Below are 16,086 nucleotides of genomic sequence, written 5' to 3'. Positions count from 1 at the left end.
GTCACTTCCTTGGGCGAGCTCAGTGCTGCTTCGGGTTGTGGTTCGGCGCCTCGACGGGAAGCTCGACCTTGATGGGGGCGGACTTCTCGAAGTGCAGCTCGACGGCGACCTTCTCGCCCTGCCTGGGCTTCTGCTTGAGGCCCATGAACATGATGTGGTTCCCGCCGCGTTCGAGCCTCAGCTCGCCGTTCGCCGGGATGTCGAAGGACTTCACCTGCCGCATCTTCTGGTTCTTCGTCTCGTGGATCTGGACGTCGTCCGAGAGGGCGCTGGTGACGGAGGTGAGCTTGTCGGCGGTGTCGCCGCTGTTGGTGATGGTGAGGAAGCCGCCGGCCATGTCCATCACCGGCTGGGGCATGAACGCGCCGCTCACCTCGAGTTCGGGCTTGCCGGCCGACGAGCCGCCCGAGGAGCCGTCCTCGGACGAGCAGCCGGTCAGGGCGAGCGCGGCGGCGAGGGCGACGGCGGCGGACAGGGCGGTGGTGCGGCGGGTCACGGGTTCTCCCCCTTGATGAGCTTCGGCAGGTCCTTGGCGTACTGCTCGGCGGTGGTGTCCTCGCCGTACAGGACATAGCCCTGGTCGGTCGTCGGCGAGAAGGCGATCACCTGGGCGCCGTGCATGGAGACGACGGAGCCGTCCTTCTCCTTCTTCGGCGGGTCGATGCCGATGCCGATCGAGCGGGCGCCGGCCTGGATCGCCGAGAAGTCGCCGGTGAGCCCGACGAAGGACGGGTCGCCGGCGGCCGGCAGCCACTTGCCGAGCTCGGCGGCCGTGTCCCGCTCCGGGTCGGTGGTGACGAAGACGACCTGGAGCTTGTCCTGGTCCGCCTTGGGGAGCTGCTTGCGCGCGATGGCGATGTTGCTCATGGTCAGCGGGCAGACGTCCGGGCAGTGGGTGTAGCCGAAGTAGATCAGCGTCGGCTTGCCCTTGGTGCGCTCGCGCAGGTCGAACTTCTGGCCCTTGGTGTCCGTCAGGACGAGCTCGGGCTTGGCGAAGGGACGGTCGAGGACGGTGGCCGCCCTGGTGGTGTCCGTGCCGCCGGAGACCTCGGCGACCGGCGCGTTGCCGGTGCCGGAGGACCGGTCGCCGCCGCCGAGGCCGACGGCGGCCGTGATGCCGATCGCCGCGACGATCGCCACGGCGGCGACGATCAGCGGGGCACGGCGGCCGGGGCGGCCGCCGTCCCTTCCGTCCTCGGCACCGTTCTTCTGAACAGCTGTCTTGTTGTCGGGCATGGTGTTTCTTTCGGGTGAGGAGCGGAGGCCGTCAGGCCGAGCGGCGGCGCCCGGCGAGGACACCGAAGGCCACGCCGGCGAGACCCACGAGGATGCCGACGACACCGAGCACCCGGGCCGCGGTATCGGTCGAGCCGGAGTCCGCGGCCTCCTCGTGCCCGCCGTTCTCGCCCTTGTCGGCGCCCTTGTCGTGCTTGTCGCCCTTGTCGTCGTCGGCGGGCTTGGCGGCGCCGTGGTGGTCGCCGGCCGCGGCGGACAGCTTCAGGACCGGAGCCGGGTTCTCGGGCTCGGCGGCGCCTTCCTTGGGCTCCTCGATCCAGCGGACGACCTCGTTGTTGTCGTATGTCTGGATCGCCTTGAGCACGAGCCGGTCGGCGTCCTCCGGCAGCCGGCCGAGGGACAGCGGGAACTGCTGGAACTGGCCCGGGCCGATCTTCGAACCGTCCGCGGTCCAGGTGACCTTGGCGACGGCCTCGTTGATCTTCTTGCCGTGGATCTCCAGCGGCTTGGCGAGCTTCGCCTTGGTGACCTCGACCTTCCAGCCGGGCACCGGCTGCGGCATCACGGAGGCCAGCGGGTGGTCGGTCGGGAAGTTGACCTCGACCTTCACGGTCGAGGCGTTGTCACGCTCGTTCGGCACCTTGACGTTGACGGTCGCGTAGCCGCCCTTGGCGGCCTCGCCCTGCGGCTGCACGCTCACGTGCGCGAAGGCGGTGCCGGACAGCAGCAGCACGGAGGAGGCGGCGACACCGCCGGCGACGGCGGCGCGGGCGAGGAACGTACGGGACGGGTGCGTACGGAGAACGCTCATGGCAGAAGACACTCCAGCTCCAAGGAGAGGTGCGGAAGACATCCGCCGGACAGAGATCCCTGAACGGGCGTCCGGAAGACGTCGAAAGGCGGGTGGGCGTTCCGCGCGCGGGCGCGGACGACCGCGGACCCACCCCCTGTGGAGCGGTCCGCGTCAGGCTGCGAGGACGCAGGAGGCGGCCGGCGGGCCGCGCCTGATCACCGTGTCCTCGAGCACCTCGGCCACCGGCGGCGGCGCGGAGTCGAAGGCGGTACGGGCCGGGCCGCCCGGTCCGTTCGCCGGAACGCCGGGAAGGCCGGCGAGCAGGGCCCGTACGAGACGGAGCGCGGCGCGCAGGGACCGTACGAGCGCGGACTCGGCGAACTCGGCGGCGCCCTGCGCGGACAGCGCGACGAGCCGGCCGAGGGCGAGGTCGCCGCGCCGCAGCAGCCAGCCGGTGGCGAGCGCGGCCAGGAGGTGGCCGAGCAGCATCGGCAGGCTGGGCACCAGTTCGGCGGTCCGCGCGGTCGCGCCCGCCGCACCCGGCAGGCCGGTCATCCCGGCCATGTGGTCATGGACCCCGGCCACGGCGGTGGCTCCGGCCCCGGTGGTCCCGATCCCGCCGGCGCCGGTCCCGATGGGGGCGAGGCCCGCGTCGGCGACGATCCGGGCCGCGTCGGCCGGGCTCAACGCCGTGGCGCCGCGCCCGCACACCAGCTTGGCGGCGAGCCGGATCAGGGTCTCGTCCGCCTGCGGGCCGACGGAGAGCCGGCGCTGACCGAGCCCGAACAGGGCGTGCAGGGCGAGTTGACCGCCGACCAGCGCGCCGACGACGGCGGGCAGCGAACGCTCACGCCCGGCGAACAGCACCGTGAGTCCGAAGACGCCGAGGAAGCCGGCGACCAGCGACCACGCGGCGATCCCCGCGCACGAGGCCAGCGCGTGGCCGAGCCCGGACAGCGCGACACAGACCGCGGTGAACACCGCGGCCCTCAGCAGGCGTGGCGCGAGCGCGGGGGCAGACATGGCGGGCCCATCATCGCACCAGGCTCCTCCCCCGTACGCGGCAGGTCCGGAAGGTCACGCTTGGGCGCCTTCGGGGCGACATACACCGCGCACGGGGCGAGTGCATCCGCCGAACGAGCGCACTTGCCGTGCCCGGGGGCTTATGGACCACCGGGCACGGCAATACGTATCGGTATGTCGTGCCGCAGCATGTCGAGCCGCAGCCTGGAGGCTGGAGCATGAGCATCTGGTGGTCCCTGCATCTGCGGCGCGAGGCCGCGAGCGTCCCGCTCGCCCGGCGACTGCTGCTCGGCACGATGGAGACCGCCGGTGTCGATCCCGACGTGTCCTACGAGCTGTCGGTGGCCCTGACCGAGGCCTGCGCGAACGCCGTCGAGCACGGCGGCCGGGACGCCCAGGGCCGCGGCGCGGCCTCGGAGGCGTACCGCGTCACCGCCTACCTCGACGGCGAGACCTGCCGCATCGAGGTGGCCGACTCGGGGCCGGGCTTCTCCGGCACGGTGGTGGAGCGCCGTACGGCCGCCGCCGACGACGCCGAGCACGGCCGCGGCCTGCGGCTGATCGAGGAGCTGGCCGACCACGTCCACTTCGGACGCACGGGCCGGGGCGGGGCGCTGGTCAGCTTCGACAAGATCATCAAGTGGCGGGCGGACGCCCCGCTCGCGCTGACCTGAACGCGCTGACGTGAACGCGCTGACGTGAACGCGCTGACCCGAACGCGCGAGGCCCCCGCCGACGGACGGTCGGCGGGGGCCTCGTACAGCTGGGAAGGTCAGCCCTTCAGGCCGGCCATCCACGCCTCGACCTCGTCGGAGCGGCGCGGCAGCGCCTCCGAGAGGTTCCGGTTGCCGTCCTCCGTGACGAGGATGTCGTCCTCGATCCGGACGCCGATGCCGCGGTACTCCTCCGGCACGGTCAGGTCGTCGGCCTGGAAGTAGAGCCCGGGCTCCACGGTCAGGCACATGCCCGGCTCCAGGGTGGTGTCGACGTAGGCCTCGGTGCGCGCGGCGGCGCAGTCGTGGACGTCCATGCCGAGCATGTGGCCGGTGCCGTGCAGGGTCCAGCGGCGCTGCAGGCCGAGCTCCAGGACACGGTCGACCGGGCCCTCGACCAGGCCCCACTCCACGAGCTTCTCGGCGAGCACGCGCTGGGCGGCGTCGTGGAAGTCGCGGTAGGCCGCACCGGGCTTCACCGCGGCGATGCCGGCCTCCTGCGCCTCGTACACGGCGTCGTAGATCTTGCGCTGGACGTCCGTGAACCGGCCGTTGATCGGCAGGGTGCGGGTGACGTCGGCGGTGTAGAGCTCGGTGGTCTCCACGCCGGCGTCGAGCAGCAGCAGGTCGCCGGAGCGGACCGGGCCGTCGTTGCGGACCCAGTGGAGGGTGCAGGCGTGCGGGCCGGCCGCGGCGATGGTGCCGTAGCCGACGTCGTTGCCCTCGACCCGGGCGCGCAGGAAGAAGGTGCCCTCGATGTAGCGCTCGCTGGTCGCCTCGGCCTTGTCGAGGACCTTGACGACGTCCTCGAAGCCGCGGGCGGTGGAGTCGCAGGCCTTCTGCAGCTCGGCGACCTCGAACGCGTCCTTCACGAGGCGGGCCTCGGAGAGGTAGACGCGCAGCTCCTCGTCGCGCTCGGCGGTGACCTTGTCGGTGAGCGCGGCCTCGATGCCGGCGTCGTGGCCGCGGACGTTGCGGACCGGGCCGGTGGCCTCCTTCAGCCACGCGGGCAGCTCGCGGACGTCCTTCGCCGGGATGCCGAGCAGCTGCTCCGCCTCGGCGAGGGAGTGACGGCGGCCGACCCACAGCTCGCCCATGCCGTCGAGCCAGAACTCGCCGTTCTCACGGTCCGAGCGCGGCAGCAGGTAGACCGTGGCCTGGTGACCGCCGCCCTTGACCGGCTCGAGCACGAGCACGCCGTCGTGCGTCTGGTCACCGGTGAGGTAGGCGTACTCGGTGGAGGCGCGGAAGCTGTACTCCGTGTCGTTCGACCTGGTCTTCAGGTTGCCGGCCGGGATCACCAGGCGCTCGCCCGGGAAGCGGGCGGACAGCGCGGCGCGCCGGGCGGCGGTGTGGGCGGCCTGGGCGATCGGCTCCAGGCCGTGCAGCTCGGTGTCGGCCCAGCCGGACTTCATGTTCTCGGCGAGCTCGTCGGAGACGCCCTGGTACAGGCCGTTCTTGCGCTGCTTGATCGGCTGCTCTTCGGATTCCTCCGGGGTCTCCGGGTTCTCCGGCGTGAGCTCCTCGGCCACGGGTCTGCCTCCTTGTGGGTACGACAGTGGTACGACACTGAACCTTCACCATCGTACGGTCGTGCGGAAGGGGCCCAGAGGTGGAAGACCCATTACCGGAGGGTCACCGAGGGGTCACCGGAGCCCTCGGTGCGGCGGGGCGAGGCGGAGGGGCCGTGTCCGTGGTCACTCGAAGCGCGCCGCTCGCTTGAAGCGCGCCGCTCGCTTGAAGCGCGCCGCTCGCTTGAAGCGCGCCGCTCACTCGAAACGGGCCGGCGCGGCGCTCATTCGAAGCGCGCCGCGAGCAGGACCACGTCCTCGCCGTCGGCCCCGGGCGCGTCCAGGCCCTCCGGGAGCACGGTCCGCAGGACGTGGTCGGCGACGGCGCCCGGGTCGGCCCGGTCCGCCTGCGGCACGCTCGCCGCGGCGGCGTGCAGCCGTGCGAAGGCCCGGTCCATGGGATCGCCGGTGCGCCGGAGCAGTCCGTCGGTGTAGAGCAGCACCGTTTCTCCGGGCGCGGGTGACAGCTCGACGCTGGGTGCCTCCCAGCAGGCCAGCATGCCCAGCGGGGCGGAGAGCGAGGTCTCCACGTACTCGGTGCGGTGCTCGCCGACGACCAGCGGAGGGGTGTGCCCGGCCCCGGCCAGGACGATCCGGCGCGCCTGCGGCTCGCAGTAGGCGAAGAGCGCGGTCGCCGAGCGGGCCGGTTCGGTGAGGCGGAGCAGCAGTTCCAGGTCGGAGAGGACGGCGACCGGGTCCTCGCCCTCCATCACGGCGTACGCGCGCAGGGACGCCCGCAGCCGGCCCATGGCGGCCAGCGCGCTCGGTCCGCTTCCGCTGACCGAGCCGACGGCCAGACCGAGGGCGCCCTCGGGCAGCGGCAGGGCGTCGTACCAGTCGCCGCCGCCACGCGGGCCGGTGCGGTGCCGGGCGGCGAGCTGCACGCCCGCGACCCGGGGCAGCCGGCTGGGCAGCAGCTCCTCGGCGACGGTGGCGACCTGGGCGCGGGCCCGCTCGACCTCCAGGAGGCGGGCCAGGTGTTCGGTGGCGAACCTGCCGTAGAGGCCGACGAGGTGGCGTTGGCGTTCGGCGGGTTCGGCGGGCTCGTCGTACAGCCAGACGACGGCTCCGAGCCTCCCGGCCTTCTCGGTGGCGAGCGGCAGGGCGTAGCTGGCCGCGTAGCCGAGCCGGGCGGCGACCTCGCGGTGGCGCGGGTCGAGGTCCTCCGCGCCGCGCAGGTCGGGGATGGCGACCGGGCGGGGCAGGGCGCCTTCGGGCAGCGGGTCGAGCCCGTCGAGGATCCGGCCGTACGAGGTGACGCTGCGGGGCACGGTCTCGATGGTGCCGAGCTCGGCGTGGGCGAGGCCGAGGCCGACGGTGGTGGCGGGACCGAGGCCGTCGGCGGGTTCGAGGACGGCCATGCCACGGCGGGCCCCGACGAGCGAGGCACCGGCGCGCAGCACCTCGTGCAGGGCGTCGTCGAGGGACGCGGTCCTGATCAGGGACTCGGTGTGTTCCTGGAGGAGGGTGAGGTCGGAGACCCAGCCGGCGAGGCGGTCCTGGAGCAGCCCGCCCGGGGCCGGCTCTCCGGACGGCAGTGACGGGATGGGGGCGGCGGGCGCCGCAGTGTGCGGGGGAGAAGGAACAGTGGAATCGATTCCGGCCACTTTCGGCGCACGAGGTGTAGTCATGGCACCCGGCTTTCCGACCTGCGCGTTTCATGCAATAGCATCGCAAACCCCCAAGTCATTCTGCGCCGCTATCCATCGATCCACATCTACACGCACATGTGGAGTGATGTCCAGCATTGTCACCATGGGACTTCTGGTGTCCGTGAGATACGACGAGAGGGTTGAAGAGTAGGGGAAGTTGGCCGAAAATTGCCCCCAGTGTGCACCATTTGCGGTCGACTGGCGTCGTTTGAAAGAGCGTCATTCCGAGCGTGACGGGTACGTAATCGGTGACGGGCAGGGGCAGTTGGAGACGCCCCTGGAATACGGACGCGGAACCCGAGCGTCCTCATCACCGCAGGCCGCACCCCTACCCCGAGTGGCGGGGAACGTGTTCCGGCAGGACCACCGCCTGGAACGACCGCCTGGAAAGACCGCCCGAAAAGACCGCCCGGAAAGATCGCTCCGAAAGATCGCTCGGGAAGATCGCTTGAAGGTCGCTCGGAAGATCGCCGGGAGCGCAGTCCGGCTCGGGCGCAGCTCGTACGCGCTGACGCGCGGTGATACGCACGGTGAAGAGACGTGCACGTGGTGTGATTCGACACGTGGTGCACGTGTGTGAGGTGGATTCGGCGTTCAACGGAAAGGAACGAGCGCTCATGCGCGAGATCCTCGGAAGGCGACGCAGGCTCCGGTTCGGGCGCGCGCAGCGCAAGGCGGGCACGGAGAACATGGAGAGCGCGGAGCACACGCAGGGCGCACAGCCGAGAGGCCGGGCGCGGGCCACCCCCGGCCCCGCCGACGCCGCGCTCCTGTACGCCACCGCGTGGGACTGGCCGGTTCTGCCCGGCGTGGGCCTGCGGACGACCGGACGGCGGACGGCCGGATCGGTGACGACGGAGGCCGAGGGCGAGGGCGCGGACCCGGTGTTCGGTTCGGTGTTCGGTGCGGCGGGCGGCCCGTCGGTGGCTTCCCGGGGGGAGCGGCTGCGGGCGGTCCTGGCGCGGGGCGCCGACTCATGGGTGGCCGGGTGGCTGAGGGCGGGCGCGTCGGCGGCCGGATGGACGGGCGCCCGGGCGCCGGGCGCCGGGGGCGCGGCCTCGGGTGCCACGGGCTCCGGCGTGACGGCCTCCGGTGCCACGGGCTCCGGCCCGGCGGAGGTGCCCGCGGGCGCCCCCCGCGCGGCCGGCGCTGCCGCCGCGAGCTGCGCCTGTCCCGACCCCGAATGCGTCGTGCCCGGCGCCCACCCCTTCGACCCGGGCCTCCTCGCGGCCACCACCGACGCCCGCATGATCCGCTGGTGGTGGAGCAGCCGCCCCGAGGCGCCGGTCCTGCTCGCCACCGGTGGCCGCGCGCCCTGCGCGGTGAGCCTGCCGGCCGTCGCCGGCGCCCGGGCGCTCGCCGCGCTCGACGCGCAGGGCATGCGGCTCGGCCCGGTCGTGGCCACGCCCACCCGCTGGGCGATCCTCGTCGCCCCGTACGACCTCGAACGGCTCGGCGAGCTCCTCTACGCGAAGGACAGCGTGCCCAGCTCGCTGCGCTTCCACGGCGACGGCGGCTATCTGCCACTGCCGCCCTCGACCACCGGGACCGGTCAGGTCCGCTGGGAGCGGGCACCGCTGGAGGGTTCCGCGCGGCCGTGGCTGCCGGACGTGGAGGCCGTGGTGGACGCGCTGGTCGAGGCGAGCTCCAGCACGCCGGGCGGCGGCAGCAGACTCGCGTACTGACCGGCCCGCCCGGCCCGTCCGGCCCGCCGAAGCCGCCCGGCCCGCTTCACTCGAACGGGTGTGGAACACCCCGGCATCCAGGGGAAACGGGCGCGCGGCCGGCCGGGAGACCGCCGGCCGCCGTTATCTTCGCCGGGAGGATCCGTTCCGAGGGTCCGAGGATCCGTTCCGGAGAAGCGGGTGGACCGACGTATGGGGCGCATGAGTCCGGCGAAGCTTCGTGGTCTGGGGCTCGGCGCCGCCGTGGTGATCGCCGTGCTGGTGCCGATCGCCGCGTCGGCCGGCCCCACCGCGCACCGGACGGGGGAATCGTCCGGTGCTGCGCCTGCTGCCGCTGCTGCCCGCGAGGCAGGGGCTTCCGGCGAGGCAGGGGCTTCGGGCGCGGCAGGGGCTTCCGGCCGGTCGGGCGCGTCCGGCGCCTCCCGGGGGTCCGGGACGTCCGCCGCGTCCGGCACCGCCGACTCGTCCGATGACGCGAAGCCGAAGGAACTGCTCTCGGATCTGGGGCTCGACCCTTCTCGTGCGGGTTCCTCGGCTTCCGCGGGCTCCTTGGCCTCCGATCCCCTGCCCGCCGCCACGCGATGTGGGCCGGAACTCGCCTCACCCGACGGCGTCGAGGCGCAGACCTGCGTGGTGACCGAGGGCGCCGACACCTGGGCGCGTACGTACTACCGCAACACGACGGGCCAGGAGCTCGATGCGGTCCTCACTCTGATGGCCCCCGGCGGGCGGACCGTACAGGTGCGGTGCGCGGTCGAGGCGCGGGACGAGCCGGGAACGTGCGAGACGCCGAGGGAGCGCAGTCGCCCAGCCGCCGACGGATATTCGGCCGTGTCGGAATTCGCCGGGGCCGGAGAGGACGGCGAGGCGCCGCTGCTGCTGCGCTCGGGAAGCAACGCCCCGGAGGGGGACGGGAGTTGAGCCGCGCGCCGAGCGCCGCGGTCTTCCGGGAGGATCCCCGGGCATGAGAAGACCCGGTCGCTGGCGACGGGGGATGCACCAGCGACCGGGCTTCAAGAACGGTAACAAGAGATCTGCCGTTCGCAAATTCGATCTCGGTTATTCGGACAGGGATTTAGCCCCCCGGACGAGGGGTTGTGGCGGACATCACCGACTGGTCGGTCTGTCAGTCACGGATACCGTGCGGGGTATCAGCTGAGCGTCACCTGACGGTTGGTGAGGCCGCCGCGCGCCCGGCGCTCCTCGGTGCTCAGCGGGGCGTCCGAGGCGAGGGCCTCGGCGAGCCGCTCGGCGAACTCGGCGGCGGGCTTCTCGCAGTCCTCCGCCGTCATGGAGGTCGGCAGGTCCCACACCGGAACCATGAGGCCGTGCGCCCGGAACGAGCCCACGAGGCGGGTGTCGGGGCCGAGCGAGGACGTGCCCGCGGCCTGCAGCCGGGCCAGCGCGTCGAGCAGCTTCTCCTCCGGGTGCGGCATGACCCAGCGCAGGTGGTTCTTGTCCGGGGTCTCGCACCAGTACGCCGAGTCGACGCCGGCCAGCTTCACGGTGGGGATGGCGGCGGCGTTGGCGCGCTCCAGGGAGGCGGCGACCTCGGGGTTGGAATTGTCCGCCGACTCCGGAATCCAGAATTCGAAACCGGAGTGCACGTCCGGCGCAAAATCGCTGTCCAGGTCGAGCACATCCTGGAGCCGCGGCCCTTCCGCCGGTACGCGACGGGGGGCGACCGGCGTCCCGGGCTCGGCCACGAGCGCGCGCTCCAGGGTGTCGGCGAGGTCGCGGGACAGGTCGCCGGAGGAAGTGTCGTTCTGCAGCGCGAGCAGCACGGAGCCGTCGTCGCGGCGCAGCGCGGGCCAGGCCATCGGCAGCACGGTCGCCAGCGTCACGGACGGCACGCCCTCGGGCAGCCCGCCCTTGAGCGTGAGCGGCGCGGTCGCGGCGGGGACCAGCTCGCGCAGGGCGACCCAGTCGCACTCGCCCGGCAGCCCCTCGAAGGGACGCTGGACGAGCTCGGTCACGGCGTGCGCGGCGGCCCGGCCGTGGCACGCCTTGTAGCGGCGGCCCGAACCGCAGGGGCAGGGCTCGCGCGCGCCGACGACCGGGATCTCCCCGTTCGTGACCTGTGCCTGGCCGGTCGTGCCGGCCTTGCCGGGCTTCGTCTGGGGGCGCTTCTTGGCCATGGTGTGGCTTTCTCCCGATCGCGGCGGTGCTGTGTCGGGCGCGAGCCTAGCCGTACGCGGTGCCGCATGCCGGGAGGCCGGTACGGCTTCCACCGTGCGGGGCCGAGCGGGCGGACCGAGTGGGCGGTCCGCCCGTCCGGACGTACTCCGTACCCCCGCCTCTTATTCCAGATCGTCGTACGCGTCCAGGAAGTCGAGTCCGGAGCCGCCGCCGACCCGCGCCGCGAAGTCCTCGCGGCGATGTCCCTCGGTGACCACCACCCACACGGTGACCTCGCCCGTCGCGCTGTCCCGTACGCCCCAGTCCTGGGCGAGCGCGCTGATGATGTTCAGCCCGCGGCCGCCGCGCGCGGTGACCGACGGGGTGGCCGGAACGGGCCGGGTCGGACCACCGCCGTCCGTCACCTCGACCGTCAGACCGCCGGCCTTGTCGACGCTCCAGGCCGCGCGGACGTCGCCTTCGCCCACGTCCGCGTCGCGGCCCAGCGGTCTCCCGTGCCGACAGGCGTTGCTCAGCAGTTCCGAAAGGATCAGTACCGCGTCGTCGACGACCGTTTCGGACATCCCGCTGCGGCTCAGCTGCTCCCGCATCCGGTGTCGCGCCTTGCCCACGCCCGCAGGGCCATGGGGTACGGCCATGCTCGACGACGTGGGCACCTCCTGTGCCATCACCAACGCCACCCCCGAGACCTCCTTTGCCCCACGCCACGTGGTGAATGCCCCAATGGCCTGGACCGGAAACCGGCCAGTCCGCCTCCGGTGACGCACTCGTGACGATCGCGTACGTTCCGAACGCGCCGGTGCACACCCCTCACCTGTGTGACGGGTGGTGCACAAGGGGCGTCACGGCCGCAGGAGGCGGGTGCGGCGCGGAGCCCCGCAGAGCCGGCGCGGGCGGCGTGACCGTAGGGACGGCCGGGGACATCCGGGGAGGCGGGGGGCCTCCGGACGCGGTCTAGAGGCGGCCGAGTTGGGTCAGCACCTGCTTCGGCCGGTTGGTGATGATCGCGTCCACGCCGAGCCGTTCGCACAGCTCCACGTCCTCCGCTTCGTCCACGGTCCAGACGTGCACCTGGTGACCGGCCTTCTGCAGCCGCAGGATCACGGCCGGGTTGTGGCGCACGATCCGGATCGACGGGCCCGCGATCCGCGCACCGGCCGGCAGCCGGCCGTCGCGCAGCCGCGGCGTGACGAACTGGGAGAGGGAGACCGTGGGCATGGTCGGCGCGGCCACCGCGATCCGGTGGAGCGAGCGGGCCGAGAAGCTCATGACGCGTACGGGGGAGTCCTCGGGCGCGGCGGGCGCGGCGAGCCCGAAGCGGTCGAGCAGCTGGAGCAGTTTCTCCTCGACCTGCCCGGCCCAGCGGGTGGGGTGTTTGGTCTCGATGGCCAGCTCGACGCGGCGGCCGGCGTCCGAGACCAGCTCCAGGAGCCGTTCGAGGGTGAGGACGGAGGTGGCTCCCGGATCGCCCCAGTCGGGGATCTCGCCGGCCTCCTCGCGTCCCTTCCAGGTGCCGAAGTCGAGGGCCGCGAGATCGGCGAGTTCAAGCGCGGAGACGGCGCCGCGCCCGTTGGAGGTGCGGTTGACGCGGCGGTCGTGGACGCAGACGAGATGGCCGTCGGCGGTGAGCCGGACGTCGCACTCCAGGGCGTCGGCGCCGTCCTCGATGGCCTTCACGTAGGCGGCCAGCGTGTGCTCGGGGGCGTCCTCGGAGGCTCCGCGGTGGGCGACCACCTGGACGGGGAGGCGGTTCGGTTGCTGCGGTGCGTGGGTCACCGCGTCATGGTAAGGGCGCCCGTTATGCCCTATATAAACAATCGAGTGCGGACGCACAGCTCCGGCTTACAGTGGCCTGACGCGCTGTGGGAAAAGCTGATCCCAGCGATCGTGCGACGAGTGGACGTGGACAGTGAACGAGGAGAGAGCTGTGAGCACCGAGAACGAGGGCGCGGCGGTTCCGGCGGACGGGAGCGCCCCGGCCACCCCTCCCACGCCCCCGGCACCCCCCGCGCCCCCGACCCCGCCCTCGACCGAGTCGGCGACCTCGCCCACGACTGAGCCGGCGACCTCGCCCCCGACCCCGCCCTCGGCCGAGCCGGTGACGGCGGCCCAGGAGCCGGTGCAGCCTCCCTCCCCGGCTCCCGCCCGGACCCCTGCCCCGGCCCCCGCTCCGGCCCCGGACCCGGCGGGCGGCTGGCCTCCCGCCCCGCCCGTGACCCCGGCCTGGGCCGCGCCCGTGCCGCCCACCCCCGAGGCCCCGCGCAAGCGCGCCGGCGGCCTCGTGGCGGCCGTCCTCGTCGCGGCCCTGGTCGCCGGCGGAGTGGGCGGCGGCATCGGCTACTGGGCGGCGTCCGAGCGGGACACCGCCACCACCAGCTCGACCACGGTCTCCTCGGGCGACTCCCCCGCCTCCTTCAAGCGCGACCCGGGCACCGTCGCCGCCGTCGCGGCCAAGGCGCTGCCGAGCGTCGTCACCATCCAGGCCAACTCCGGAGCCATGGAGGGCGAGGGCGGCACGGGCACCGGCTTCGTCTACGACAAGGAAGGCCACATCGTCACCAACAACCACGTGGTGGCGTCCGCGGCGGAGGGCGGCACGCTCTCCGTGACCTTCTCCAACGGCAAGTCGTACGACGCGGAGGTCGTCGGCCGAGCCGAGGGCTACGACGTGGCCGTACTGAAGCTGAAGAACGCCCCGTCGAACCTCGCGCCGCTGCCGCTGGGCGACTCCGACAAGGTCGCCGTCGGCGACTCGACCATCGCGATCGGCGCGCCCTTCGGCCTGTCGAACACGGTCACCACCGGCATCATCAGCGCCAAGGACCGCCCGGTGGCCTCCGGCGACGGCTCCGGCGGCAAGAACTCGTACATGAGCGCTCTGCAGACCGACGCCTCGATCAACCCGGGCAACTCCGGCGGCCCGCTGCTCGACGCGAGCGGCGCCGTGATCGGCATCAACTCCGCGATCCAGTCGGCGGGCAGCGGCTTCGGCCAGTCCCAGGCGGGCTCGATCGGCCTCGGCTTCGCCATCCCGGTCAACCAGGCCAAGAACGTCGCCGAGCAGCTGATCAAGACGGGCAAGCCCGTCTACCCCGTCATCGGTGCCACGGTGAACATGCAGGACAAGGGCGAGGGCGCCACCATCGCCGACCAGGGCTCCGGCGGCACCCCCGCCGTCGCCCCGAACGGCCCCGCGGCCAAGGCCGGCCTGAAGCCGGGTGACGTCATCACCGGCCTCGACGACCGCCAGATCGACAGCGGCCCCACCCTGATCAGCGAGATCTGGACCCACAAGCCCGGCGACACCGTCAAGATCACCTACGAACGCGCCGGCAAGCCCGCCACCGCCACGGTCACCCTGGGCGAACGGACCGGCGACAACTGACCCCACCCACCCACCCCGCCCCAGCGACCGATCGGCTCCGGGCGGCATACAACGACGGACCCGGCCGGCCCGCCCAGCCGGTAGGCTGTAGCCGCTCCGCGCCAGGTGAGGCGGGGCGTGGGTGGGTTGCCCGAGCGGCCTAAGGGAACGGTCTTGAAAACCGTCGAGGCAGCGATGTCTCCGTGGGTTCAAATCCCACACCCACCGCGTGGACGAACGGCCCCTGACCAGTCACCTGGTCAGGGGCCTTTCTCGTCCCGGGACGTGATCGCGGCCGCTGAGGCCAGGGTGGCCTGGATCTCCGGTTCCGGGAGGCCCGTGGTGAGGGCCGCGGTGGTGAGGGCGGCGAGGAGGGGGGCCGGGGCGCCGTTCTCGTAGGCGCGGCAGGCGGCCCAGAAGAGGCGCGTGTTGCGCTGGCCGCGCGGGGAGGCGAGGACGAAGCGGATCAGGCCCTCGGTGGCGGCCGGGCCCGGTGGGACCGGGTGGTCCGGAGGGGGCGGGGGTGGTGGCGGGGCGATCAGGGTGAGCAGGGCGGGCGGGCAGGGTGCGGGGGAGAGGTCGGCCGTGCCGGTGGCGAGCCGGTACGTGCCGCGCGGGGTGATCGAGCCGGGCCCGACCAGGTAGCCGCCGGAGCCCCGGATGTCGACGCCGGGGGCGAGGCGGCCCGCGGAGTTGGGGACCACGACGTCGGGCGGGCCGGTCAGCCACAGGTGCCGGCCGCCGCCGGGGGTGAGGACCGTGACGGTGGGCGGGACGGTGAATCCGTGCCGCCGGGCCAGCTCGTCGAGCGTGGCCACCCCGTCCGTACCGTCCGGGGTCTCGTCGTCGGCCTCCCGTACGTCGAGGTCCACCCCGATCAGCCGGTGCGGAGGGCGCCCGCAGGCGATCCCGTAGCCCGAGGCCCACGGGGCCGCGGTGAAGAGGGCCCGCACGGCGGCCGGGTCGGTCGTCGCGTCGTGGACGCCGTGGCCGGGCAGCCCGCACTCCCCGCGGCAGGGCACGGAGCGGTGTTCGCCCCGGTGCGGTGAGCGCAGGGCCGGCAGCTTGGTGCGGGACAGGGGGATGACGGGAAGCCCGCGCTCCGCCGCGGTCAGGGCGTGGGCGAGGGCCAGGGCGTGGTTCAGGGCAGCGGTCTGCCGGGCAGAAGCGGCCATGGATTCATTTTCGCACACAAGTTCGATCGAGGGGAGGGTGGGCATGGTCGCAGAGGGTGGAGGCGGGGAGTGTCAGCCTGCGGGGCAGATTGGCTGAAAAGCTGCCGAATCGGTTCTCCTCTTGCGCGGCCCAGCCTCGGTCGTGCCCGTTCGTCCGTGTGGTGGTCGGGACGCATGTGAGCTGGGGGGATGGTGAGGCTGAGGAGGTTTATCGACTTGTCCTCACGCCTGGGAGGGAATCGCCTGCTCCGGGGTGGTTCGCCGGGGATTCGGTGGGCAACTCTGGACTCGCGACGTCGAGCACAACGACCGAGGCGGCCGGCCAACCGCCTTGCGTTTGCGAGTAGTTAGAGCAGTTCAGAGCTTCAGTTCCTGGAGGAACAGACATGGCAAGCATCCGTACCGCCCGCGTCCTCGCCGCTGCCGCCGCCCTGCCCCTCGCCGCCGCGCTCTTCACCGGGGTGGCCCAGGCCGACAACGGAGGATTCGCGAACGACGGATCGAATGCGAGCGTCGCCACGATCATCGGCAGTGGGGTCGCCGGCAACAACAACGGCAACTCCACCACCACGCAGCAGGTGGCGACCGGATCCGGTGCCTCCAACCAGAACAACACCGCGAGCGTGAACGGCTCGGGCGTCACCAACATCGGCCAGTCCAACGCGACGGTCAACTTCTACCCGTGGTGGTAGTCGGCCCGTGGGGGATGCCCATGAGGGGCCCGTGAGGGGGCAT

15 protein-coding genes and 1 tRNA gene are annotated in these 16,086 nt (G+C 72.8%); 6 read left to right on the top strand and 10 right to left on the bottom strand.

Translation table 11 applies throughout. From position 1 onward, the window contains the following. Positions 1-19: 19 nt before the first annotated feature. The 4 genes from ACFY7C_RS25875 to ACFY7C_RS25860 all read right to left on the bottom strand — a co-directional run bounded on the left by ACFY7C_RS25875 (position 20) and on the right by ACFY7C_RS25860 (position 3,052). Positions 20-496 (bottom strand): copper chaperone PCu(A)C, encoded by a 477-nt coding sequence (locus ACFY7C_RS25875; RefSeq protein WP_389654746.1) that lies wholly within the window; start codon positions 494-496, stop codon positions 20-22. Further along, positions 493-1,236: an SCO family protein gene (locus tag ACFY7C_RS25870; RefSeq protein ID WP_389654744.1), complete on the bottom strand. Its 744-nt coding sequence runs from the start codon at positions 1,234-1,236 to the stop codon at positions 493-495. Before ACFY7C_RS25870 ends, ACFY7C_RS25875 begins: the two co-directional genes overlap by 4 nt. Before the next feature lie 31 nt (positions 1,237-1,267). Continuing rightward, a complete protein-coding gene (locus ACFY7C_RS25865; protein ID WP_389654742.1) occupies positions 1,268-2,047 on the bottom strand; it encodes a YcnI family protein in 780 nt (259 codons plus the stop codon). Between the two features lie 153 nt (positions 2,048-2,200). Then, the gene (locus tag ACFY7C_RS25860) at positions 2,201-3,052 is read right to left on the bottom strand and encodes a hypothetical protein (RefSeq protein ID WP_389654740.1); all 852 of its coding nucleotides are present in this window, start codon (positions 3,050-3,052) and stop codon (positions 2,201-2,203) included. A gap of 218 nt (positions 3,053-3,270) precedes the next feature. Between ACFY7C_RS25860 and ACFY7C_RS25855 the strand changes: the two genes are divergently transcribed. After that, entirely contained in the window at positions 3,271-3,726 is a 456-nt protein-coding gene (locus tag ACFY7C_RS25855) for an ATP-binding protein (protein WP_389654738.1), read from the top strand. 98 nt (positions 3,727-3,824) lie between these two features. Here ACFY7C_RS25855 and ACFY7C_RS25850 read toward each other — a convergent pair whose 3' ends face one another. Together ACFY7C_RS25850 and ACFY7C_RS25845 are read right to left on the bottom strand one after the other, a co-directional pair. Then, entirely contained in the window at positions 3,825-5,297 is a 1,473-nt protein-coding gene (locus ACFY7C_RS25850; RefSeq protein ID WP_389654736.1) for an aminopeptidase P family protein, read from the bottom strand. A 263-nt stretch (positions 5,298-5,560) separates the two neighbouring features. Next, a complete protein-coding gene (locus ACFY7C_RS25845; protein WP_389654734.1) occupies positions 5,561-6,967 on the bottom strand; it encodes a PP2C family protein-serine/threonine phosphatase in 1,407 nt (468 codons plus the stop codon). A 1,139-nt stretch (positions 6,968-8,106) separates the two neighbouring features. Here ACFY7C_RS25845 and ACFY7C_RS25840 point away from each other — a divergent pair. Then, a complete protein-coding gene (locus ACFY7C_RS25840) occupies positions 8,107-8,673 on the top strand; it encodes a bifunctional DNA primase/polymerase (RefSeq protein ID WP_389655646.1) in 567 nt (188 codons plus the stop codon). Between the two features lie 549 nt (positions 8,674-9,222). Next, positions 9,223-9,594: a hypothetical protein gene (locus ACFY7C_RS25835; RefSeq protein WP_389654732.1), complete on the top strand. Its 372-nt coding sequence runs from the start codon at positions 9,223-9,225 to the stop codon at positions 9,592-9,594. A 230-nt stretch (positions 9,595-9,824) separates the two neighbouring features. Here the strand turns inward: ACFY7C_RS25835 and ACFY7C_RS25830 are convergent, their stop codons facing one another. The 3 genes from ACFY7C_RS25830 to ACFY7C_RS25820 all read right to left on the bottom strand — a co-directional run bounded on the left by ACFY7C_RS25830 (position 9,825) and on the right by ACFY7C_RS25820 (position 12,588). After that, complete coding sequence (locus ACFY7C_RS25830; protein ID WP_389654730.1) at positions 9,825-10,811, bottom strand: DUF5926 family protein; 987 nt, start codon at positions 10,809-10,811, stop codon at positions 9,825-9,827. Between the two features lie 162 nt (positions 10,812-10,973). Continuing rightward, on the bottom strand, positions 10,974-11,579 hold the full coding sequence (locus tag ACFY7C_RS25825; RefSeq protein ID WP_389654728.1) for an ATP-binding protein: 606 nt from the start codon (positions 11,577-11,579) through the stop codon (positions 10,974-10,976). Between the two features lie 187 nt (positions 11,580-11,766). Beyond that, positions 11,767-12,588 (bottom strand): glycerophosphodiester phosphodiesterase, encoded by an 822-nt coding sequence (locus ACFY7C_RS25820; RefSeq protein ID WP_389654726.1) that lies wholly within the window; start codon positions 12,586-12,588, stop codon positions 11,767-11,769. A gap of 151 nt (positions 12,589-12,739) precedes the next feature. On the opposite strand from ACFY7C_RS25820, the gene ACFY7C_RS25815 reads away from it, so the two are divergent. Further along, positions 12,740-14,197, top strand: coding sequence for a S1C family serine protease (locus tag ACFY7C_RS25815; protein ID WP_389654724.1), 1,458 nt, complete (start codon positions 12,740-12,742; stop codon positions 14,195-14,197). Positions 14,198-14,317: 120 nt separating this feature from the next. Continuing rightward, a tRNA-Ser gene (locus ACFY7C_RS25810) sits at positions 14,318-14,404 on the top strand. Positions 14,405-14,436: 32 nt separating this feature from the next. Here ACFY7C_RS25810 and ACFY7C_RS25805 read toward each other — a convergent pair. Continuing rightward, entirely contained in the window at positions 14,437-15,351 is a 915-nt protein-coding gene (locus tag ACFY7C_RS25805; RefSeq protein WP_389654722.1) for a bifunctional DNA primase/polymerase, read from the bottom strand. A 386-nt stretch (positions 15,352-15,737) separates the two neighbouring features. Here ACFY7C_RS25805 and ACFY7C_RS25800 point away from each other — a divergent pair, with 386 nt between their 5' ends. Next, complete coding sequence (locus ACFY7C_RS25800) at positions 15,738-16,043, top strand: hypothetical protein (RefSeq protein ID WP_389654720.1); 306 nt, start codon at positions 15,738-15,740, stop codon at positions 16,041-16,043. Positions 16,044-16,086 lie beyond the last annotated feature (43 nt).

The organism is Streptomyces sp. NPDC012769, from assembly GCF_042901205.1.
GTDB lineage: Bacteria > Actinomycetota > Actinomycetes > Streptomycetales > Streptomycetaceae > Streptomyces.
Note: the sequence above shows the minus strand (reverse complement) of the source record. Positions and strands in the feature narration are given on the sequence as shown.